21 protein-coding genes are annotated in these 21,372 nt (G+C 57.6%); 4 read left to right on the forward strand and 17 right to left on the reverse strand.

The features are described from left to right. Positions 1 to 20: 20 nt before the first annotated feature. The 10 genes from NP603_RS05415 to pta all read right to left on the reverse strand — a co-directional run bounded on the left by NP603_RS05415 (position 21) and on the right by pta (position 12,210). Positions 21 to 1,685, reverse strand: a complete 1,665-nt coding sequence (locus tag NP603_RS05415) for a formylmethanofuran dehydrogenase subunit A (RefSeq protein WP_256609899.1) — start codon at positions 1,683 to 1,685, stop codon at positions 21 to 23. Between the two features lie 175 nt (positions 1,686 to 1,860). After that, the gene (locus NP603_RS05420) at positions 1,861 to 2,577 is read right to left on the reverse strand and encodes a DUF1826 domain-containing protein (protein WP_256609900.1); all 717 of its coding nucleotides are present in this window, start codon (positions 2,575 to 2,577) and stop codon (positions 1,861 to 1,863) included. A gap of 9 nt (positions 2,578 to 2,586) precedes the next feature. Further along, on the reverse strand, positions 2,587 to 3,357 hold the full coding sequence (locus tag NP603_RS05425; protein ID WP_256609901.1) for a ZIP family metal transporter: 771 nt from the start codon (positions 3,355 to 3,357) through the stop codon (positions 2,587 to 2,589). A 7-nt stretch (positions 3,358 to 3,364) separates the two neighbouring features. Further along, positions 3,365 to 3,598, reverse strand: coding sequence for a YeeE/YedE family protein (locus tag NP603_RS05430; protein ID WP_256609902.1), 234 nt, complete (start codon positions 3,596 to 3,598; stop codon positions 3,365 to 3,367). Positions 3,599 to 3,756: 158 nt separating this feature from the next. Next, complete coding sequence (locus NP603_RS05435; protein WP_256609903.1) at positions 3,757 to 4,584, reverse strand: all3515 family Zur-repressed PEP-CTERM protein; 828 nt, start codon at positions 4,582 to 4,584, stop codon at positions 3,757 to 3,759. Positions 4,585 to 4,669: 85 nt separating this feature from the next. Further along, a complete protein-coding gene (zigA, locus tag NP603_RS05440) occupies positions 4,670 to 5,884 on the reverse strand; it encodes a zinc metallochaperone GTPase ZigA (RefSeq protein WP_256609904.1) in 1,215 nt (404 codons plus the stop codon). Between the two features lie 82 nt (positions 5,885 to 5,966). Beyond that, positions 5,967 to 8,039 carry a TonB-dependent receptor gene (locus NP603_RS05445; protein WP_256609905.1) on the reverse strand — a complete coding sequence of 691 codons (2,073 nt, stop codon included), beginning with the start codon at positions 8,037 to 8,039 and terminating at the stop codon, positions 5,967 to 5,969. A gap of 261 nt (positions 8,040 to 8,300) precedes the next feature. After that, positions 8,301 to 9,551 carry an acetate/propionate family kinase gene (locus NP603_RS05450; protein WP_256609906.1) on the reverse strand — a complete coding sequence of 417 codons (1,251 nt, stop codon included), beginning with the start codon at positions 9,549 to 9,551 and terminating at the stop codon, positions 8,301 to 8,303. Beyond that, positions 9,548 to 10,084 (reverse strand): DUF2380 domain-containing protein, encoded by a 537-nt coding sequence (locus NP603_RS05455; protein ID WP_256609907.1) that lies wholly within the window; start codon positions 10,082 to 10,084, stop codon positions 9,548 to 9,550. The genes NP603_RS05450 and NP603_RS05455 overlap by 4 nt, the downstream gene beginning before the upstream one ends. Further along, on the reverse strand, positions 10,075 to 12,210 hold the full coding sequence (pta, locus tag NP603_RS05460) for a phosphate acetyltransferase (RefSeq protein ID WP_256609908.1): 2,136 nt from the start codon (positions 12,208 to 12,210) through the stop codon (positions 10,075 to 10,077). The genes NP603_RS05455 and pta overlap by 10 nt, the downstream gene beginning before the upstream one ends. 220 nt (positions 12,211 to 12,430) lie before the next feature. On the opposite strand from pta, the gene NP603_RS05465 reads away from it, so the two are divergent. Both NP603_RS05465 and NP603_RS05470 read left to right on the forward strand, forming a co-directional pair. After that, positions 12,431 to 13,075, forward strand: a complete 645-nt coding sequence (locus NP603_RS05465) for an FHA domain-containing protein (RefSeq protein WP_256609909.1) — start codon at positions 12,431 to 12,433, stop codon at positions 13,073 to 13,075. Between the two features lie 4 nt (positions 13,076 to 13,079). Beyond that, positions 13,080 to 13,457 (forward strand): PilZ domain-containing protein, encoded by a 378-nt coding sequence (locus tag NP603_RS05470; protein ID WP_256609910.1) that lies wholly within the window; start codon positions 13,080 to 13,082, stop codon positions 13,455 to 13,457. Positions 13,458 to 13,479: 22 nt separating this feature from the next. Here NP603_RS05470 and NP603_RS05475 read toward each other — a convergent pair whose 3' ends face one another. Genes NP603_RS05475 through NP603_RS05495 form a run of 5 tightly spaced genes read right to left on the reverse strand, consistent with a single transcriptional unit; the run spans position 13,480 to position 17,638 of the window. After that, positions 13,480 to 13,962: a protein disulfide oxidoreductase gene (locus NP603_RS05475; RefSeq protein WP_256609911.1), complete on the reverse strand. Its 483-nt coding sequence runs from the start codon at positions 13,960 to 13,962 to the stop codon at positions 13,480 to 13,482. Then, positions 13,962 to 14,681 (reverse strand): M48 family metallopeptidase, encoded by a 720-nt coding sequence (locus NP603_RS05480; RefSeq protein ID WP_256609912.1) that lies wholly within the window; start codon positions 14,679 to 14,681, stop codon positions 13,962 to 13,964. The genes NP603_RS05475 and NP603_RS05480 overlap by 1 nt, the downstream gene beginning before the upstream one ends. Next, positions 14,678 to 15,349, reverse strand: a complete 672-nt coding sequence (locus NP603_RS05485; protein ID WP_256609913.1) for a transglutaminase-like cysteine peptidase — start codon at positions 15,347 to 15,349, stop codon at positions 14,678 to 14,680. Before NP603_RS05485 ends, NP603_RS05480 begins: the two co-directional genes overlap by 4 nt. Beyond that, positions 15,336 to 17,240, reverse strand: coding sequence for a bifunctional diguanylate cyclase/phosphodiesterase (locus NP603_RS05490; RefSeq protein WP_256609914.1), 1,905 nt, complete (start codon positions 17,238 to 17,240; stop codon positions 15,336 to 15,338). Before NP603_RS05490 ends, NP603_RS05485 begins: the two co-directional genes overlap by 14 nt. Before the next feature lie 5 nt (positions 17,241 to 17,245). Further along, positions 17,246 to 17,638 carry a group II truncated hemoglobin gene (locus tag NP603_RS05495; protein WP_256609915.1) on the reverse strand — a complete coding sequence of 131 codons (393 nt, stop codon included), beginning with the start codon at positions 17,636 to 17,638 and terminating at the stop codon, positions 17,246 to 17,248. A gap of 126 nt (positions 17,639 to 17,764) precedes the next feature. On the opposite strand from NP603_RS05495, the gene NP603_RS05500 reads away from it, so the two are divergent. Both NP603_RS05500 and NP603_RS05505 read left to right on the forward strand, forming a co-directional pair. Then, positions 17,765 to 18,433, forward strand: coding sequence for a Bax inhibitor-1/YccA family protein (locus NP603_RS05500; RefSeq protein ID WP_256609916.1), 669 nt, complete (start codon positions 17,765 to 17,767; stop codon positions 18,431 to 18,433). 102 nt (positions 18,434 to 18,535) lie between these two features. After that, a complete protein-coding gene (locus NP603_RS05505) occupies positions 18,536 to 19,159 on the forward strand; it encodes a retropepsin-like aspartic protease family protein (RefSeq protein WP_256609917.1) in 624 nt (207 codons plus the stop codon). A gap of 422 nt (positions 19,160 to 19,581) precedes the next feature. Here the strand turns inward: NP603_RS05505 and NP603_RS05510 are convergent, their stop codons facing one another. Both NP603_RS05510 and NP603_RS05515 read right to left on the reverse strand, forming a co-directional pair. Beyond that, entirely contained in the window at positions 19,582 to 20,421 is an 840-nt protein-coding gene (locus NP603_RS05510; protein WP_256609918.1) for a hypothetical protein, read from the reverse strand. A 306-nt stretch (positions 20,422 to 20,727) separates the two neighbouring features. Next, positions 20,728 to 21,372, reverse strand: coding sequence for a YqiA/YcfP family alpha/beta fold hydrolase (locus NP603_RS05515; RefSeq protein WP_256609919.1), 645 nt, complete (start codon positions 21,370 to 21,372; stop codon positions 20,728 to 20,730).

Here is a 21,372-nt window from a genome sequence, read left to right on the forward strand (position 1 = left end):
TTGCGGTTTGTCGGACGTTGTCATTCATGTACCTTAAACCTGGGCCGTTCGCCGAAGTCGGCGTCGTTGACCGCGTATTGGCCGAGTTTCAGTCTGTAGAAACGGTCAAAGTGTTGTTTGACGGTGCGGGCGATGCCGGCGTCGTAAACCGGGGTGACGGTTTGCGCCAAACCGAGCGGCCGTTCGATCACGACGCCGTCTTGCACCACCAGCCGGCCGTTTTTGAACACTAGCGCCGCGTTCGCGAACATGGCTTGGTAATCGGGACGAGGGCCAGCGGCTGGGCCGGATCGCTGGTCGGGATCGTAAACGGCGATGTCGGCCAGCGCGCCGGGGGCGAGATGGCCGCGGTCATTTAGGCCCAACAATTTGGCGGCGGCGGAGCGGGTCATCGTGGCTATCTCGCTCAGGGTCAATTCGCGTTTCAGGCCCGGCAACAAGGTCAGGGCCAGCGCTTCCTGATTCAAGTGCGCCATGCATTCTTGCCGGTAGTCGGCGTCCATCAGCAAGCGCAGCAGTTCCGGGTAAGCGGTGAACGGCGCGCCGTTGGGATGGTCGGTGGTGAAGAATAGGCGCTCCGGCGCCTCGGCCAGTAAAAACAGTTCCAAACCAATCGCCCATTGCAGGGTGTTGACGAAGCTAGCTTGGCGGTAGCGGTAAGGCACCACGCCGCCCGAGCCTTCGCATTCGGCGTCCCACATCACGTATTTACCGGGGCTGGCGTCGCTGTGGCGACTGTATTGGGCAATCACATCGCCGGAGATCGTCACCGTCTGCCCGAACAGCACCTGGCCGACGTCCATGGTGATGTTGGGGTGGCGGTTGAAGGCTTCCAGCAGCTTGGCCGCCGCCGAGGAAAAGCCTTTGGCGCCTTCCGTGCCGTAAGCGTAGAACTGGACGTGGGCCAGGTGCATCGGCAAGCCTTGCGCAGCCTCCATGGTGGCGACGATAGTCTCGACGTTGCCGGGAACGCCGAGATTGTTGCAATGCACGTGCGGAGGATGCGGCACGCCGAGCTGATGGACCGCCGTTTGCAGGGTTTGCAAAATCTGCCGCGAGCTGACGCCGTATTCCGGCACCACGTCGTCCAGGCCGAATTGGCGGACGTTGCTTTTAAAGGCGTTGGCGCCGCCGGCGTTGATGATTTTCAGGCCCAGAGCGCGGGTGGCGTTCAAGGTCCAGGCCACGTAATCGTTGATTTGGTTTTGGCCGGCCTTGGCCCGCATCAATCGCAGCAGTAAATCGTCATTACCGAGTATCGCCAGCGCGGCGGTGTCCAGAATCGGAATATCGGCCATTTGCAGGTGTACGTCCAAGGCGCCGACCGGCAGCATCGCCGGCTCGACCACGGTGGTGTAGCCCATGCCGGCGTAGCGGTAGCCGGTGTCGGTGCTGGACCATTTGGCGGTGGAAAACGGATGATTAAGCCGCCGTGCCATATGGTTGCGGTGCTGCTCAGGCAGCAACAGCCGGGCGGTGTTGACGTTGCCGCCGGCGATGTGGCTGTGGATGTCGATCGCGCCGGCCATCACGATCTTGCCGGTCAAGTCGTATATCGCGTCGAAGCGTGCGTCCGGTCCGGGGTCGGCGACGATCGCGCCGTCGCGGATAAACAGGTCGCCGGTTTGGCCGAGCAGGTTTTGGCTGGGATCGTAAATCGCGCCGTTGTGGAGTTTAATCAGCATGTTGAATTTTGTTGGGGATAGGGGTACGCACCCGTGCCACTCAGTTAAGGCTTAGCCGTTCGTCCTGCGCTTGTCGAACGGCTTAACTTAACGATATTGGGGGACGTAGCGAGTACCAGATTGAAAGCTTCCGATGAATCGCTCGCCAAAAGGTGGGCGCTGCGTAGCCGGCGCCTCACAACATGTCCAAAGTCAACAACAGCCGGCGCGGCTGTACCGCAGTAGGAGCGGGAGAGCGATGCACCAGGCCGCGGCCTTCGTTGCCTTCCCAGTGTTCGCCCTTCATCAGGCCTACCGCGTAAGCCGGCATTTGCCGGACTGCGGTCGGATCCAGGATCAATCCGGAGTGCTCGTCGGGCTGGCCGCAAGCCCCCATGCCCAACTTGCTGCGGTCCAGCGCGTATTCCGGTAGCCACTCGGTACCGATGCCGCCGTAGCTGCATACCAACCGGGCCGTTACCCGATCGACGTGAAAGCGCGGGCACATGGCTTTGTCCAGAGTTCTGATGCGTAACCCGGTTTCGCGCAATCCGAACAACTCGCAATAGGCGGCGGTCAGCCAGGCTACATCGGCGGTCCAGGCATCGTAACCCGGTAGGTTGGCCGCTTGCGGCCATAATTCGGCGAAGTCGTAGCTTTGCGGATCGGCGGCTTGGCTGATCTCCAGACGGGTTTTCGCTTGCAGCGCGCTTTGCACGAACAGTTCGATGGTATTGGGGCGAGGCCTCTCGATCAGGCACAGATTGACCGGGTCTTCGTAAATTCTGGCCAAATCGCCGAAGTTTTCCGAAACAACGGTCAAAGTCTCTTGGCGGCCTTGCAGCGGCTGGAACTCAGCGATCGAGTCGAGCGGCAGCAATTGGGTTTGGGCGATAGGTACGCGAGCGAACATCGTTCCTCCTTAGGGGGTTAACAGGGTTTGTTCGAGCATGACGATGCCTTGCATGAAGGCGATGCCGAGCGCGAACGAAGCGCTTTGACCGCCGAGATGGCGCAGAGTGGAGCGCTCGTGCAGCACCGGAATCAAGTCGGAGGCGGCGATATAGATAAAGCCGCCGGCGGCAATCGGCAGCAGCACCAGCAACGACGATTCGGCCAACTGGCTGAGCAGCAGGGTAAACAGCGCGCCGGGCACGACGCTCAGCGAGCAATAAAAATTGTTCAGCACCGCTTGCCTGGGCGAGTAACCGCCGCGCAGCAAGGCGCCGACGTCGCCCAGTTCCTGCGGCACTTCGTGGGCGACGATGGCTAGCGTGGTGGTCCATCCCAATATCGGGTCGGCCAGAAAGCTGCCGGCGATCAAAATGCCGTCCACAAAGTTATGGATGGCGTCGCCGATCAGGTTCATTTTCGCCAGCGGCAAAATCTCGGCGCCGGGCCGGGTATCGACGTTGTGGTCGTGGCGCCAGCGCACCAGTTTTTCCAGCACGAAAAAGCCGAACACGCCGACCAGCACGGTCAAACATACGTCGCTGACCGAGCCTCGGCGTTCCACCGCGTCCGGTATCAGGTGAATGAAGGCATCGCCGAGCAGCACGCCGACGGCCAGGGCGACCAAAAACGGCACGACCCTTTTCAGCGTTGCCGCTGGCATCCATAAGGCGAAAGCGCTGGACAGCGAACACAGGCTGACTGCGAGACTGGCGGCGATGGTGGCGAGATAAATAGTCATGGCGGCGTTAATCCTGGCGCGGCAAGGATCGGTATTCGCGATGCGTGCCGTAGACGAAACGGGCGAAATGGTCAGGCAGGATATGCGAAACGACGTGGGCCAATAGCATGCCGAGCACGAGCAGAAATGCCCCGGACAGTGCGCGTTTAGGCGGACGTTCACCTTGTATGATCATGACAATGCCCAGAATGGCCAAGATTTGAAGACCTATCAGATGTAGGTAAGTATCGGTGTCGGCCATGCTCTAATCCATCGCGTGGCGTGCAAATCACTAGGGAATGCCGCCGTCGCAATGCGACGGCGGCAAATCGGTGGCAGCCGAACCGGGGAATAGGCCATCGCTGCTGGCCGACGCCGCAATTTTGCCTTGCGGGATGCTAAGACGGCATTGCATCGGGACTATGCCGACAGCGGCGTAGCTTTGCGTTTCAATCCCAGCAATCCGAGCAGGCCGGAACCGAACAACCAGGCTGCCGCCGGCACCGGCACTGCTACCGGGGCGAAGTCGAAATAGAAACGGCCGGAATTGATGTTGGCGTCATTCAGGCCGACCAGACGAAATTCGGCCGTGTAAGTGCCCGCCGGAACGTTGGCGGCAGTCCAGAAGATCGGCGCGAAGCCATCGTCGAGAAAGCTATCCAGGCTGATAGTGTCGCCGTTGGCAAACAGGTTGGCGGTTTGATGGTCGCCGACGAACAAACCGGTGGTGGCGGAAATCAATTGCAGGCCGATAGCGGTATTGCCTAACAAGGTCGACCAGCGGTTGTTGCTGCTATTGAACAGAATCTGCTCTTCGCTGCCGGTTTCGTGTCCGGCCAAGCTGTCTACCTTGGCGAAGGTCAGGTTGCCGTAATCTTCCGACGAATTGTTTTGGGAAGTGAGTTTGCCGCTATACAGGCTGCCGCTGCCCCAATTGAGCGCCAAAGGCGCATCCAGCGAGGAAATTTCCGGAATGCGGTTGTTGCCGTTGGTATCGTTGGCGGTGGGCGCAGCCGCAGGGCCGCTGTAGCTATAGGCCCCTATGCCGTGGTAATGGTTGCCGTGGTTGAGAAGTAAGGTCAGATTTCCGGCATTGGGGTTTGCTAAGCCGTTGTAAGTGCCGGAAGTAAAGGTGTTGGTACCGTCGATGCCGATGTAATAGCCGGCCAAACCGCCCTCGTGAGCGTGGGCTGATGCGCTCATCCCCATGACAATCAGGGTGACCGATAATAGTTGGTTTTTTTTCATAGTATTGCCCTCCTAGGCAAAGGTTGGAAAAGTACGCCGGCGAAACGCCGTGCATCGACGGCGGGGCGAGCCGTTCGGTTACGCGTCATTCTGCGAACCAAAGCGGAAACGGGTCTGCATACTGGCGCCAAGCGTTCGGTCCTGCCGCCAATTCCGCGTCGTTTAGCAGGCAGGCGTCGAGTTCCCGACAGACTTGTTCGGCATCGAGGTTTTGGCCGATGAACACCAGTTCCTGGCGGCAATCGCCGTAGGGTTCTTGCCAATGTTCGCGAATGTCTTCTAGGTACTCTTCCGGCCATTGATCCTCCGGCACCGACGCCCACCAGCGTCCGGCCAGACCGTGGCGCATGATGCCGCCGGCCTGCGACCAACTGCCGGCGTGGTCGGGGCGAGAAGCCAGCCAGAAAAAGCCTTTGGAACGCAGCAACGTGCCGTTTTCCCACTCGTCTTCGTGCAAATGCCGATAGAACCGATCCGGGTGGAAGGGGCGGCGGGCAGAGTACACAAAACTGCTGATGCCGTATTCTTCTGTCTCCGGCGTGTGCTCTCCGCGCAATTCCTTCAGCCAGCCGGGTGCCTGTTCGGCTTTTTCGAAATCGAATAACCCGGTATCCAACACTTTGCCGAGATCGACTTGGCCCATGACTATCGGCACGATTTCGGCGTCGGCGTTCAGGCTGCGCAAAATGGCTTTGAGGTTGGCGATTTCGTCGCTGGCGATCAGATCGATTTTGGAAATCAGAATCACGTTGGCGAATTCGATTTGATCGACCAGCAGGTCGGCAACATTGCGTTCGTCGTCTTCGCCCAAAGCCTCGCCGGCTTCCTTCAGACTCAGCGCTTCCTGGTAATTGCGCATGAAGTTGACCGCGTCTACCACGGTTACCATGGTATCCAGTCGGGCGATGTCGGCCAGGCTGGCGCCGGTTTCGTCGCGAAAGGTGAAGGTTTCGGCGATCGGCAGCGGCTCGGCGATGCCGGTGGATTCGATCACCAGATAATCGAAGTGGCCGTCCCTGGCCAGGTTGCCGACCTCGATCAGCAAGTCCTCTCGTAGGGTGCAGCAAATGCACCCGTTACTCATTTCGACCAGTTTTTCCTGGCCGCGATTCAGCTGTACCTCGTTCTTGACCAGCGCGGCGTCGATGTTGACTTCGCTCATGTCGTTGACGATCACCGCCACCCGCCGGTTTTCGCGGTTATTGAGAATATGATTCAGCAGCGTGGTTTTGCCGGCACCGAGAAAGCCGGATAACACGGTAACAGGTAGTTTGGGTGAGGAGGATGAAATCGGTGTCATGGATGTGTATGTTATATTATAACAATCAAGATTTCAAAAAAAGGCGCATCGAAGGACGCGCCCTTGTGTCTGTATAGTCGGATCAATAACTCAATCTAAACCCTACTTCCGCCCCGCGCCCGGCTTCCGGCGCGAAGTTGCGCAAGTAAGAGGTGGCGTTGCGGATGTTTTGGTCCAGCAAGTTGTTACCTTTGGCGAACACCATCAGCTTGGCATCGCTGGCGGCTTTGATCTGGTAATTGACGCCGACGTTCAGCAGGTAGTAGCCGGCGGTCGAGGTCTCGAACTCGCCGACGCGGGTTTGGTCGTCGGCCCGAGTCAGCCGCAGGTAACTGGACAGTTTGTCCTGGTTGTAATCCAGTTGCAGGCCGTAACGCAGCGGCGGCATGCGCGGTACGTCGCCGCCGTTGACAAATTCGCCGCGGGTGTAGTCGCTGAACAAGCTCAGTTCCAGCAGACCGAGGTGGTTTTCCATCATAGGAAAAATCAGCTTCGCTTCGTAGCCTTTGAAAATGGCGTCCTGCTGGCTGCTTTGCAGGACCGGTACGCAGTGCTCGGTGCCGCAGTGGTCGCTGTCGCCTTCTTCGTCGAGAAATTCGCCGGTGCGGCGCTGGTAGATGTAATCGCTGGCCCAGTTATGAAATAAATCCAGTTCGGCGCGCATCCAGTCGGTTCTGAAGCGGTAGCCCAAGTCCAGGTTGTACGAAGTTTCCTCTTTCAAGGCGGTGCTGCCGCGCTCCCAGCTCCGGGTGGCGTGGTGAAAGCCGTCGGAAAGCAATTCCTGCACTTGCGGCGCTCGCGAGGAACGGGTCACCGCAATATTGAGACTGTTACGTTGGTCCAGTTTCCATACCGCCGACGCCGAAGCGCTAACCGGCGTATAGCTGAAGCTATCCATACCGTCCGGGCGAATGTCGGTTTGTTCGACGCGTGTGCCCAACTGGTAAGTGACCGGGCCGGTGTCGAAGGATTCCACGGCAAATACGCCGTAACTCTGGATATTCGAGCGGGGGACGATGGCTTCGACTTCCGGTTCGCCGCCGGCGTGTCCGTGGCCGTGCATGTGCAGGCCGAGAAAGTCGCTGGACTGGGCTTGAAAGCCGACCACGCCGCGCAACGGGCCGATGTCTTCGTGCGCCAGTTCCAGCCGGCCTTCGTAGCTTTGGTTGCTGAAATGGGCGCCGACCTCGCCATTGGCGATTTCATAATGTTCGTAGTCGGTGTAACCCAAACGGGTGCGCAAGGATTTGGCGAACGCGAACGGCTTGATCACTTCGCTTTTGAAGTCGTACTTATTCTGCCGCATCGCAATCCGCACGCTTTCCTCGCCGGTACCGTCCGGAGCGATGCCGTAGTTGTTGTTCAGATTATTGATCGATACCCCGGCGAAGCCGAAGTCGTCGATCCAGGACAGGCCGGCCGAGCCGCTGATGGCTTCGGCACCGGTGTTGTTTAAATAACCGCGCGGGTTGTCGACGATTTCCTCGGCCAGCTCCGCATCGTTGAGAGCGATTTTTGCGGTATCGATGGCTTGGCCGCCGATGTCCATGTTGTTGCGGTGGCGATAAAAGCCGTCAAGGTGGTAGGCGATATGGTCCTTGCTACCTTCGACCTTCATCGTCGTGCTGGTTTCGTCGCTGGTCGAGTCGAAACGTTGTTCCAGCGCCGCGTTCAGGGCTTTGTCGAAGGCTATACCCGGAATCCGGTTGTCGATGACGTTGACGACGCCGCCGATCGCGCCGCTACCGTATAGCAAGGTCGCCGGGCCGCGCAAGACTTCGATGCGTTCCGCTAACAGCGGTTCGACGCTGGTAGGGTGGTCGGGGCTGATCGCGGATACGTCGTTGGCGCCGATGCCGTTGTTCAACACTCGCACCCTGGGGCCGGCCTGACCGCGAATCACCGGCGTACCGACGCCGGGGCCGAAGGATTGGCTGGAAATACCCAACTCGTTTTTCAAAGTGTCGCCGATGCTGTGTCCGGTTTTCAGGCGCAATTCGTCGTCGCTCAACACGGTAACCGGAGAACTCGCATCGGCTTTGCTGACCGGCAGTGGCGCCGTGACAATGATTTCATCCAGCCTGTTGTCCTTTTGGGGTTCCGCATGCAGCAGGCTGGCGGGTAACATCAATACAAAGGGCGACAATTTATTCATAGCGAGAGTTGGACCAGGAAAGCGGGCCGAAAATGTTATATTGTTGCCATCAATTTTGCAACAATATAACAAAGCTGATTGCTGCCAATGCTCCGCTTGCGGATTTTTCGGCCCGCAAAGACGACTATCGTATCGGGATTCGGTCGGCGGAGTTGGGTGGCGGCAGCAGTCAGCTGAATTTGGACGGCGGGGAGCCCCGGAGTATCCAGCGATTTAGTGAAATGAGGTTGATGCTGCCTGCGCAGTCGGTTTATTCAATGGTTATTCCGTTATCGGCGCTGCGGAGCATGGCGATTTGGCGGCGTCGCCCGCCGTACTGGCTCCTCTAGTCAAACACTCAGCCGTTTGGGTGGCGATTTCCAGCTCTTCGTTGGTGGCGATTACCGTCACAGCAACCTCGGCTCCGGGCGGACTGATGGTTGCGGCGGGTTTGGCCGGTGCCGCGTTTTGCGCCGGGTCGACGGCGATGCCCAAGGCCGTTAGGCCGACGCAACAGGTCTGGCGCAGCCAGGCGTCGTTCTCGCCGATGCCGCCGGTGAATACCAGTGCATCGAGCCGGCCCAGCACCGCGTAATAAGCGCCGATGTATTTCTTGATCCGGTAGGCGTACATCGCCAGCGCCAGCCTGGCTGAATCGTCGCCTTGCTCGGCTTTGGCGTGGATCGCCCGCATGTCGTTCTCGCCGCAAACGCCGAGGCAACCGCTGGCTTTGTTGTAAAGCTTGTCTATCGCATCCAGCTCCATGCCCAGCGTGCGCGCCAGATAAAAGGCGATGGCCGGGTCGATGTCGCCGCAGCGGCTGCCCATCATCAAGCCTTCCAGCGGGGTCATCCCCATTGAGGTGTCTATGCTGACGCCGCCGGCAATTGCGGCGACACTGGCGCCGTTGCCCAGATGCAAGGTAATTAGATTGGTTTCCGCCAATGGCTTGCCCAGGTGCTTTGCGGCCTGTTTGGCGACGTAGGCGTGCGAAGTGCCGTGAAACCCGTAGCGGCGTACGCCGTGTTCGGTGTACAAGCGGCCGGGCAACGGGTAGCGGAAGGCGTAATCGGGCAAGGTTTGGTGGAAAGCGGTATCGAACACCGCAATTTGCGGCACCGTAGGCAGCAGTCGTAACGTTTCTTCGATGCCTAACAAATTGGCCGGATTGTGCAGCGGGGCCAACGGAATGGCGGCTTCGATGTGAGCGATGACTTGGCGCTCGATCAACGCCGGTTCGCGAAAGAATTCGCCGCCGTGCACGACACGGTGGCCGACGGCGGCCAGTTCGCTCAAATCCGGTAGTACCGTTTCGGTTAACAGAGCGAATAGTGCTTGTAGCGCATCGCGGTGGTGATCGCAGCTCAATGGCTGTTGCAGTGGATCCGATGCGCCGATGCGATAGCGGTGTCCGGCGTCGGCTTCGCCGATGCGCTCGATCAAGCCGGATAGCAAAACCGTGTGCCCGGCGGCCATGTCGAACAGGCTGTATTTCAGCGACGAACTGCCGGCGTTTAGAATCAGAATTTTCATTGAGAGCCGATTACGCGTTTTTGTGGCGGAGGCGGGGAGTAGCGTTGGTCCAGATCGCGATCGATCTTTACGGTCAGGCTTTCCACGGCTTTGCCGGTCAGGCCGACATTCGGGCCCTTGGATTCGGTGATGTAATCGCCGACCAAACGACCGTCGCTCACGCGAACCAGATGCGCCATTAGGTAGGCGAACAGAAAGCTGGGCTTATGCAAGCGACCGACCACAATATAATCGGCATCGAAGCGCTTGCCCAACCCCGCCGCGGCATCGGCATGGTCGAACAAGTAACCGACGCCGCTGTCTGCCGCTTGTCGGGCCTCTGTCGGAATCTCGGCGATCCGGTAACCGGCCGTTGCCAGTTCCTTGACCAGTAACGGCTTGATCGACGCGGTGCGGGCGATTTCGGCCGGGATGCCGGGCGCCAGCGTCAAGTCCTTCAATTCGAAATCGAGCACGGCGATGCGGGTTTCCGCCCAGGCCGGTGCCGCGGCCAACGCCAACAATACGGCAAAACAGCCGCGAATTACGGACATGGTTTACCGCCCTCTTGAGCCTGAATCGCCGTGATGACCACGGTGTTGACGATATCGGTGACGGTGCAGCCCCGGCTCAGGTCGTTGACCGGTTTGTTCAGGCCTTGCAGGATTGGGCCGACCGCAATTGCGCCGGACGAACGCTGCACGGCTTTGTAAGTATTGTTGCCGGTGTTCAGGTCCGGGAAGATGAATATCGTGGCGCGGCCGGCGACTTCGCTGTCCGGCAATTTGGTTTTGGCGACGCTGGCGTCGACGGCGGCGTCGTATTGCATCGGGCCTTCCAGCAGTAAATCCGGGCGTAGCGCCTTGGCGATTTTCACCGCTTCGCGCACCTTATCGACCGCTTCGCCTTTGCCGGATTCGCCGGTGGAATAGGACAGCATCGCGATGCGCGGTTCGATGTTGAACATGCGCGCGGTTTCGGCGGCATTGATCGCGATGTCGGCCAGTTGTGCGGCATTCGGGTTAGGAATTACCGCGCAGTCGCCGTAGACCAGCACCCGGTCTTCCAGACACATGAAAAACACGCTGGAGACGATCGAGGCGCCGGGCTTGGTTTTAATGATCTCGAAGGCCGGTCGGATGGTGTGTTGCGTCGAATGTACGGCGCCGGAGACCATGCCGTCGGCGTAACCCAGATGGATCATCAAGGTGCCGAAATAGCTGGGGTCGGCCATCAAGTCGTAAGCGGTATCGTAGACGATGCATTTGTGTTTGCGCGCTTGGTAATAGGTTTCGGCGAACAGCGGCCGCAGTTCGGAGTGGGCCGGGTCTACGATGTTGACGCCGTCCAGTTTCAAGGCCATGTTCTGGATTTTCTGCCGAATTTCGGCCTCGTTACCCAGCAGCGTGATTTTGACCACGTCGCGTAACAAAAGAATTTCGGCGGCTAACAGAATCCGCTCCTCGTTGCCTTCCGGCAGCACGATGTGTTGTTTCTTGGCTTTGGCTCGCTGCAGCATGTCGTATTCGAACATCAGCGGCGTGGTTTTATGGCCGACTTTGCTGCACAGCCGCAGCCGCAGCTCCACCATATTGATATTGCTTTCGATCAGGCCCAGTGCCGCGGCGATCTTGCGCTCATCCTGCGAATGCAAGCTGGCCGGTACCTGGCTGACCTGCATCGCTGTAGTAAATGTATCGGAATCGACCGCCAGTACCGCGAATGGCGTGCCGCCCAGGCCTTCGATCAGTTTTTGCACTTGCGGCGGCGGTTGCTGGTGGCCGGTCAGAATCAGGCCGGCGATCTGCGGATAACTGGCGGAACTGTAGGCCATGATGCTGGCCAGCAGAATGTCGGAGCGATCGCCCGGGGTGATGATCAGATCGCCGGTTTCGACGTAATCCAGAAAATCCGGAATCAGCATCGCCGCAACCTTGTAGTGGTAGACTTCGCGACTCATCGTCACGGCCTCGCCGCACAGCACTTTAGCGCCCAGGGCCTTGGCGATGTTGCCGACGCTGGGTTTTTCCAACGAGGCTTCGGCCGGGACCAGGTAAATAGGGAAATCCTTGGCGTGGTTCAGGTCGTGGCGGAGACCGGCCAATTGGTTGCCGGCAACTCCGATCACGACGCTGGCCAGCAGCTCGCAATCGTTCTCGTGCAACGAGTGTTTCAGACTGGCGATGCTGCTTAGCAGTTGTTCGTTGCTGCGGTTTTCCCCCTGGATCACCGGCATGATCAAGCAGCCCAAGTTGTTGGCGACGTCGGCGTTGAAGTCGAATTCGAACACTGCGTTACCGTGGCTGTAGTCGGAGCCGACGCACAGCACGTGCAGGCACTGCCGTTTCAACGCCCGGAATTTGCTGAGGATGGTTTTGACCAGTTCGTCGTATTGTTCGGCGGCCAGCAGTTCGCGGGCTTCGGCACTGGTGCAGCCGTACATTGCGGCTTGCGGTACGGCGACCGGGTAGCGGTGGCTGATGAACTGGATTAAATCGTCTTGCTCCGGCTTACTATGGATAATCGGCCGGAAAAAACCGATGTTGTCGGCCAGGCCGGACAGCATCTCCATCATCGCCAGCATCACCAGCGTCTTGCCGTTGCCTTCGTCGACGCTGGTGATGTAAATGTCTTGGGCAAAACAGGCGGCGTCGGTTGCGGCGGAGCTTATAGAATTCATGGTCGTTGCGGGTGTCTGTTTGCGCTAAATTCTAAACCAGGACGGCGATAGTGCCAGTAACTTTACCGCGCTATTTTAATGTCGGAACGATGCCGACTGTGCGGTGGCGCGCGGTTTCGCCGATGTGGCGGGCGCTGGAAATTAATATCGATTAATCTGCAACCTTGGCTTTAGTAGCTATACTACTAGCCGGGCGCAGGGGATTACCAACACAACAGCGATGGCGAAATTTACCGTTTACTTCAAAGATAAAGCAATCCATACAGGTGTTTTTGATTCCGGGATCGTGCGTATCGGCCGCGACGACACCAATGATTTGGTGGTGGACAGCTTGGCCGTGGCGCCGGCGCATGCCGTAGTCGTGATCAAGGACGGCAGCTGCGTGATGAAGCAAATGAACGAAAAATTTCCGCTGCTGGTGAACAACCAGCCGACCAAGGAGTGCCATCTGCAAAACAACGATATCATCAATATCGGCAAGCACTATATCGTTTACAACACGACCGACGAGTTTTCCGAAAAGGTGCTGGTCAATACGCTGGGTAAGTCGGTCGACGCCGACGTCCAGGCCCTGAACGAAAAACTCGAAGAAACGGTAAAAACTCCCGACGCCAGTCTGCAAGTGTTGAACGGCGTTCACATCGGCCGCATCCTGCCTTTGAAAAAAGCCATGACCCGGCTCGGCCACGAAGGCGCCGGCATCATCGTCATTGCCCGGCGCAAGGACGGATACTACTTGTCGGCCTTGCAGGGCCACGACGGGCTTTCGGTGAATAATGAGCCGTTGGGCGACCGAACCGTACAGTTGCAAAACAACGATGTGGTCGTGGTCGACCGCACTTCCATGCAATTTTTCCTGGATTGAGCGCATGAGCGAAAAAAGCGAAGAAAAACGCCGTTTTCACCGGATTTTTTATCATGCCGATGCGCAACTGGCTCTAGCCGGCGGCGGCGAGCCGCAGCGTTGCAAGATCGTCGACCTGTCGTTGCGCGGCTGTTTATTGGAATTGACCGAGCCGCTGACCGAGATCGGCAACCAGCCTTACGAGCTGAAGTTCGAATTGTCGGCCGAAGCGGCGATTCGGATGGAAATCGTCGCCACCCACATCCAGGACAATCAAGCCGGATTCCGTTGCGCCCATATCGATATCGACAGCATTTCCTTATTGCGGCGTCTGGTGGAATTGAATCTGGGCGATAGCGAGCTGCTGGAACGCGAGCTGTCGGCGCTGGGCAATTTTTCCTGAACTTCTCTGCTGTTAATCCAAGCTAAAACCAACCCGCCAGCCACAAACGGGCTCTGATGCCCCATTCCGAGGTATAGCCGGCCGTGGCGAACAAGATACTGCCGTTCCGGTCGGTGAAAAACAGGGCCGGCACGGCTTTGACGCCGTAACGCTGGCCGATTTCGCCGCCGTTGTCGTTGACGACCGGCCAATCTAAATTCTTGTCCCGCAGATAGCTTTGCAGTTTGGCGTCGTCGCCGGACCGTATCGCGACGGTCGCCAACGGATGGTCTTTACCGACCTGCGTCACCGAATTTTGCATGCTGCGGCAGACTCCGCACCATTCCGCCCAGAAATAGATCAAGGCCGGCCGTGTGCCCAGTGGGTGCAGGGCCGTTTCGCCGGCCAACGTGGTTTGCACGATCGGCGGCGGCGTGCCGGTCACTAAATCCCGATGCGCCAGAAATTGGCCGCCGAAAATAAACAGCGCGGCGAACAGATAAAACGCCCATTCCTTTTTGCGCATCACAAGCCCTGCATCAGGCTGGCGCCGTGCTGCTTCAACCACAAGCGGCGCTGGCGGTAATCCGGCACATGTTCGGCCACCAATTCCCAAAACGCGGCGGAATGGTTTCTGTGGCGGATATGGCACAACTCGTGAACCACCACGTATTCCAAAGCCGCCGGCGGTGCCAGCAGCAACAGCCAATTCAGGTTGATGTCGTTGTCCGGGCCGCAACTGCCCCAGCGGCTTTTCTGGGTTTTGATGCGAATGCTGCGCGGGAACAGGCCGTGGCGCGGTGCGTGCCGGTCGACGAAGTGTTGCACTTGCTGGCGGGCCTGGCTTTTCATCCAGCGGATCAAGGCTTGGCGGACCAGTTCGGAATGCTGGTCGGGTTCGATGCCGGCCGGCACTTTGGCGCAAAACCAGGCGTCGTCGCGCAAATCCAAACGCGGGGTTTTGTTGCGGCTGGTTTCGATGCGCAGCGGCAGCTGCCGGCCGAGATAGGGAATGGCCACGCCGTCGCGGTAATTGGGCGGCGCCAGCGTCGGTACCTCGCGGGTTTTGGCGGCGACCCGGCGCAACGCCGACTCGATCCAGTCCTGTTGCGCCAGCACGAAGCTGTGAATGTTGCGTTCCGAAACCTTGGGCGGAGCCACCACTTCGATTTGGCCGGCTTTGACGACGATACGGGTATGTTTGGCGCGGCTACTGCGGCGCAGGGTATAACTTGGGGCGTTCAAAAAGGCGATTCCAACATTCTAGACTTGAGTTCGGTCCACAGGCTTAACCGGTCCGAACCGCCGACATGTTGCCCGGAACCCCGGCTTTTGGCAAGCCATAAACCGGTACCGTTGAAGCTGTAGACCGGCTGCAGGTCGCTGCGTTGCGTCGCCGGCAGAATCGCCGGTTTCAGATTGTCCAGTACCAATGGCGGCGAGCGCATCGATTCGAAGTAGGTCAGCACCATGTGGGCTTGGTTCAGTTCCAAGGCCTTGACGTAGGTGATACGCAGTTTGCTTTCGTCGACGCCCATTTCCACCAACGTGAAATATTTGGCGATCGAGTAATCCTCGCAATCGCCGGCGCCCTTGGCCAGAAATTCGGTCGGCGTCGCCCAATAATCGACTTTATTCCACAGCGCGATATCATCGACGAAGTCGACGTTCCGGTTGAAGAAATCGTTGACCCGGCGCAGCTTGTCGGCGTCCGTCAAATCTTTGCCGGTTTCGATCAGATTTTGCCAATCGACGAAGCGCTGCCGGGCCGCCGCGCCGTACTTATTGTCGACTTTGTCCAGCAGCTCTCGGTCGAAGAACAGGCTGCCGGCCAGAGCGATGCCGCAGCATAGGCTGGCGGCAAAAACGGCGATTGCGGCGAGGTGGGAGCGGCCGATGTTAACGGCTGGCACCGGCGATGCCTATGCCGCGCAGGGCGGCAAAGTCGGAATCGGCTTGCACGTTTTCCGCCAGCACCGAAATATCCAGCAAAGCCGCCATTTCGGCGATGGTTTGCACGAAGGCGTAGGTTTGCTGCGAGTCGGCGATACCGTTGCCGATATCGCGCGCCAGACGGATGTAGTCGGGTTTCAATTGCTTAACCAACTCGGCCGACATCGATTGGGTTTCGAAGCGTTTGATCATGACTCTGGCGCCGCATTGGTGCACGACCTCGATGAAGGCCTTGTAAGCCTCGATATCCTTGACTACTGCGTAGGCCGACAAGCTGAACACCAGATATTTGGCCGCGCCGGCATTGCGCTGAATCAAGCGTTCCAGCCAGACCCGGAAGTCGCCGTTCTTGATGGTGCGGGTCGAGACGTTGACGGCAATCGCGTGTTCGACGTGGTTATGCACAATATGGTCGATCACCATGCCGATCACGCCTTTGTCCAGGTCGACAATTTTGGCGAATTTTTCGGCAATCGAAATGAACGGGCCGATCGCCACCAGCTCGCCTTGCTTGTCGTGGACCTGAATGAAGGCTTCCTCCATCATCAGCTCGCCGTGTTTCATGCCGTGGATCGGACCGATGTACCAGATCGAATAAGCGTTGTTGTCCACGCAATCGAATACCAGTTCCTTCCAGGTGGCGATGTCGCGGGCGAAATTGTCGCTGCTGCGGATGAAATAGCTGTTGGCGCCGATCAAATGGGCTTGTTCGTAGGCTTCGTGCGCGGCCTCCAACATGCTGTCGCTGGTGGTCAGCGGATTGAACGGTACCACGCCTAGGTGGGCCAGATCGGCTTTTTGATATTGCTCGCCCAATTCGCTAAAGCGATTGCTCAGGGTTTTTGCCAGCAATTCGATTTGGTTGCGGTCGCCGGTTTTCACCAGCAGCGCGAATTCGGCGCCGTAGAAACGGTAGGCCTTGCCGGCTTCGCTGCCGGCTGCGGCGGCGACTTGCTCCAGCGTGGCGGCGAAGGCTTTGATGAAGCTGTCGATGGCATCGCTATCCAGTTCCTTGACCAGTTCCAGCAAGCCGTCGATTTTGGCCAGTACGATAAACGCCTCGGCTTCTTCCAGCGCCAGTTGCTTGATGTCGGTCTCGAACACCGACTTTTTGTAGAGGCAGGTCAGGTCGTCGCGCAACAGGCTGGCGCCCATGCCGTCCAGTTTGCCGTGCAACCCGGCGATCGTGGTTTTGATTTTTTGCGACATCGCGTTCATCGATATCGCCACGTTACGCACCTCGCGGGTCCAGGGCAGTTCGGCTATGCTCTGGAACTGGCCGTCGCTGATCTGCCGGGCCAGTTGGTCGATCCGCGACAGCGACGCCAACGTAAAGCGCAAGGTCAGCGCCAGCAGGCCGATCGAAACGATGAACGCCGCCAGCGAGTAATAAAAGCCGGATTTGGCCTGTTCGTACAGTTTTAAATAGCCGTAGCCCGAATTGACGGTGACGTAGATCACTCCGCTCAGATTCCAGCCGGAGCTGATTTCGCTTTCGGCGGTCGCCGAGGTCATCGGCAGCAGATCCACAAACCAGTCCGGCACGCCGGCCACCGCCTTGTCGCTGACCAGCGCCACCAGTTCCTTGTTGTCGGCGTCGACCAAACGAATTTCCTTGTAATAGCCCATGTCGAAAATCGCTTTCATCATGGTTTCGATGACCGGATCCTTGTCGTTGGCCATGTAGGGGCTCAGCGACAGGCCCAGCGAGGTCGCGGTATCCTGGGCGTGATTCTTGGCCTCGCCTTCCAGATAATCCTTGATGTTATTGACGCTGAGCGCGAAATTGACGCTGAAAATCATCAGGAACAGCGCCGAGATCAGAATTAGCAGTTGTTTGGATAACGACATGGCGTTCAGTTTTCCGTGGTTTCTTGGTTGATCATGTGCGTGGCCAATTGCTGCAAGGCGCTGCGGATGTTTTCGCGCAGCCGGGAATCCATCGTGATTTCGTCCAGCGCCTTATTCATGCACAGCATCCATTGGTCGCGTTCTGATTCGCCGATCGCAAACGGGAAATGGCGGGCGCGCAGCATCGGATGGCCGAATTCCTCGATAAACAGATTGGGGCCGCCCAGCCAGCCCGACATGAATTTGAATAGTTTGTCTTTCGCGGAAGCCAAATTGGGTGCGTGCATCGCCCGGATGCCCTTGGCCTGCGGCAGGATGTCCATGTAGAAGTAAAATTTGTCCACCAGCCGTCTGATGCCGGTTTCGCCGCCGATCAAATCGTAAGGCGTCGTACTCATGCTTGAATTAACCTCTTAGCTGCATTTTGTTTGGGTATACTAGCAGACGACGCCGACAATGGCTGGAAACTCCGGCCCATTTGCGCGGTCACAGCTTCGTTCGTAACTTTCAAAGGACAATTGACCATGAGATTATCAACTGCAACCACCCGATCGGAAGCCGGCGTACTGGCGACCAATAAGGTCTTGAAAAACACTTACTTGTTGTTGGCGATGACGCTGCTGTTCAGCGCGGCGACGGCCGGCTTGGCTATGGCAATGAATCTGCCGCATCCAGGCATGATCGTCAGCATGGTGGGCTATTTCGGTTTGCTGTTTTTGACCACCCGTTTCAGCAACAGTGCCTGGGGCTTGGTGTGGGTATTCGCCCTGACCGGCTTTATGGGCATGACCCTGGGTCCGATTTTGAACATGTACGTCAACGCTTTCAGCAACGGCCACCAATTGATCATGACCGCGTTGGGCGGTACCGGTGTGATCTTTTTGGGCTTGTCCGGCTACGCCTTGACCACCCGTAAGGATTTCAGCTTTATGGCCGGATTCCTGGTGGTTGGCGTGCTGGTCGCGTTTTTCGCCGGTTTGGCCGCGGTCCTGTTCTCGGTACCGGCCTTGTCGTTGGCGGTTTCGGCCATGTTCATCCTGTTGATGTCTGGCATGATTTTGTTCCAAACCAGTGAAATCATCCACGGCGGCGAAACCAACTACATTTTGGCGACGGTATCGTTGTACGTATCGATCTACAACCTGTTCGTCAGCTTGCTGCAATTGTTGGGCGTATTCGGCGGCGACGATTGATTCGCTAGCACCGGACCTGCCCAGGCGGCATAGCCTGGCATAATCGGCAAAAGCCTCCGCCAACCGGCGGGGGCTTTTTTGTTTCTGCGGAGGGTAAACACGATGGGATTCGAAGATCGGGATTATTACCGGGAGCAACTGCGCAAACGGGCGAGCCGGCCGCGCGATGGCGAACCGCGCCAGCAGACTGTCGCATCCGGGCGGCGCGGTTCGGCCGGTACGTTGCGGTATCTGCTGATGCCGCTGGCGGCCCTGGCCGGACTTTGGTATGGCGCGGATGCGCTGTTGGCAAAACAGGTCGCTGCCCGCCACCCGTTACCGGAAATTGTGCTGCCGGCTACGGCGGACGGCGAGGTCGGCGGTACAGGCGCAGTTCGAATCAAGGCCGACAGCCAAGGCCATTTTCGCGGCACCTTGTTGATCAATAACGTGCCGATGCCGTTCATGATCGATACCGGCGCCACCAAAACCTCGATTCCGGAAAAATACGCGCGTGCCGCCGGTTTGCCCGTCGGCGGCGCGGTGCAAGCCGAAACCGCCGGCGGCCGGGTAACGGATTACCAAACCCGCATCGCCAGCCTGAAGCTCGGCAATCTGGAATTGCGCGACCTGGACGCCCATATCAACCGCTATCTGGACGAAGTGCTGGTCGGCATGAATACGTTGAAATATTTCCGGATCGAGCAGAAAGGGGATTCTTTGGTGTTGGCGGCCGGAGCGTCGTAAGGCGCGGTTGAGCTGGCGTAGGCGAAATTTGCCCGCCGTTGAAGTTTGATAGTGCTTCGCTGTCGCGACGAGTTTTTAAGTCGGGTCTTGGCCCGACGGCCGAGGTACTTTTCTTGGCTTATCCTCGGCAATTGCTCCTGCATTACTCTGCATCCATGCAGGCGAAAGAAAAGTACCCAAAATAACGATACCCCATGCCGCATGCTCACTCGGCACATCCCTGTGCTTCGCCCTTTGGGCTCGGCGCGGCATCTGGTTAAGAAAACCATCCTGATATCACGGCAGGCCGGAATAAGCGCAGTGCTTCCGGCATTTCTCGTTGTCTTTAAAAGGTAGGCAATTCGCCCATCGATCGGGGTGGGGATATTGTAAAACCTGCCATTTTTTTCCTCAGTAGCTCCGGTGGAGTGATGAGATTGGATTCATGAAGGTTGCTTGGGGCCAAGATTTTCCTTTCTAATTTGTTCGAGAGATTCTTCGTCAACGTTTGTCCACCATTGAGCGCTGGCATAACAGTCGGCAAGAAATGCAGGGAACTCTTGCTTTGTTACGATGTAGACCCCAATTCTCGAGCGACCTCCCACTACATGTTTCCAATACAGGTTGCCTCTGCGAATCTCGGAGACCGCTAACTCGTTCGATTCTGAAGAAAATGAGACAGCGAGCAACGGTACATCAATCACAATAACGGGTGTGGCAAAGATCACTGGAACATACAGCCCGAACAGCTTGCTCATGCGTTTGGTGTGGGATAGGGCTGCTTTGGTCGTACTCATCATCGCCTTGAACGGAGCGTCGCCTGCCTGTGCAAATGCTTGCGTTACACCATACCCAAGTAATGGTTCTGTGTTGAGGCGAGGGTAAAGATGGTCCAAATTACCATTGAACGTTGATTTAAGCAGCAGAGTGTCAGCTAGATTACTTGAAATGAACGCACTCTGTAATTCAATGAAATTGAATCTGTTGTCTTGAGTGAGGGAGCTTCCTAATTCGTTTGGCGTGCTAAACATCAACCAAGGTTTATCGCGACTACTCTTGCATTCAACGAAAAGATTATAAGTAAGGCTGAAGTCGCCCTTTCGATTGTTGAGGGACAGAATCAAGTCGATTTCGCGTGGCTCTCCACCATCTGGGTCTAAGTAGTATTCGGATTGCGAAACCTCGAAGCCGGCTGCTTTGGCTATTGAGGCGACCTCCATTTCGAGAGGAAAGCCCTGTTCCTTTAGCCAGCCAAGTACGCGAGATTCAAGAGAGTCTGACATATTGTTGAAGCCCTATAGTAATACATACGACATTTGATGTTTGGAAATCCCGCACATCTGTCCATAACTCCCGTTGTGGTTAAATTTGTTGTAGCTATACAGTCCAACAACCCATGGTGGTCAGAAACTTGCGGTATTATTTAGCCTGCAATTCATCGGCGGACAGAAACTATTAGAAGATTGCGTATGGCGCAACAAAAAGTCGGTGATATCAAGAGATCAACACTTAGGTTTTGCGGGATCAATAAATCTGTGAAAAATTGCCGGCAACCGAGCTGAATGCCAAGCGGGACAGGAGCAGCCGGTTCAATTCAATCGGGACACAGGATTTTCGTCTTCGCCAAACAACACCCGCTCAACCAGCGCCAAGGCCTCGCGCATGTGTTCGAAGCCGTGCGAGCCGCCCTCGAAGCAAACCACGCGGGCCTTGGTTTGGTACAGGTCGCGGGTGGCGGCCGAGTCCAGCAGTTCGTCGCCCAAGTCCAGCAGTAGCGTCAAGTCCAGTTTTTGCCGGTTCGCGGCCAGTTCTTGCTCGAATTTCGGGTATTGGTCGCAGTGGCTTTGCTGCCAGTCGTAAGGTTCGCCGGTTTCGAAATTGGCGGTGACGCCGATGAACTGCGGCAGCAATGTGCTGGGGCTGACGGCGGGGTTGATCATGATTGCTCTGGCGCCGGTCTTATAAGCCAGGTATTCGCTGCTGAAACCGCCCATCGACGAGCCCATGAACACCACGTCGTAACCTTGGTCCAGCAGTTGGTTCCATTCGAACAACAGGTCTTCGATCAGGCCTTGGAAGTTGCGGTAATCCAGGTTCGGCGCGTACAGCATTACGTCGCGTTCGTTACAGAAGGCTTGCAGCACGGCCAGCTTTTCTTTGGCGGTCAAGAGATTGCCGTGCAAATCCAGCGATGCCGAGTTGAAACCGTGCAGGTAGACGATGGCCCGTTTCAT

Origin of the sequence: Methylomonas aurea, assembly GCF_024505045.1 — a bacterium.
GTDB classification, from domain to species: Bacteria; Pseudomonadota; Gammaproteobacteria; order Methylococcales; family Methylomonadaceae; genus Methylomonas; species Methylomonas aurea.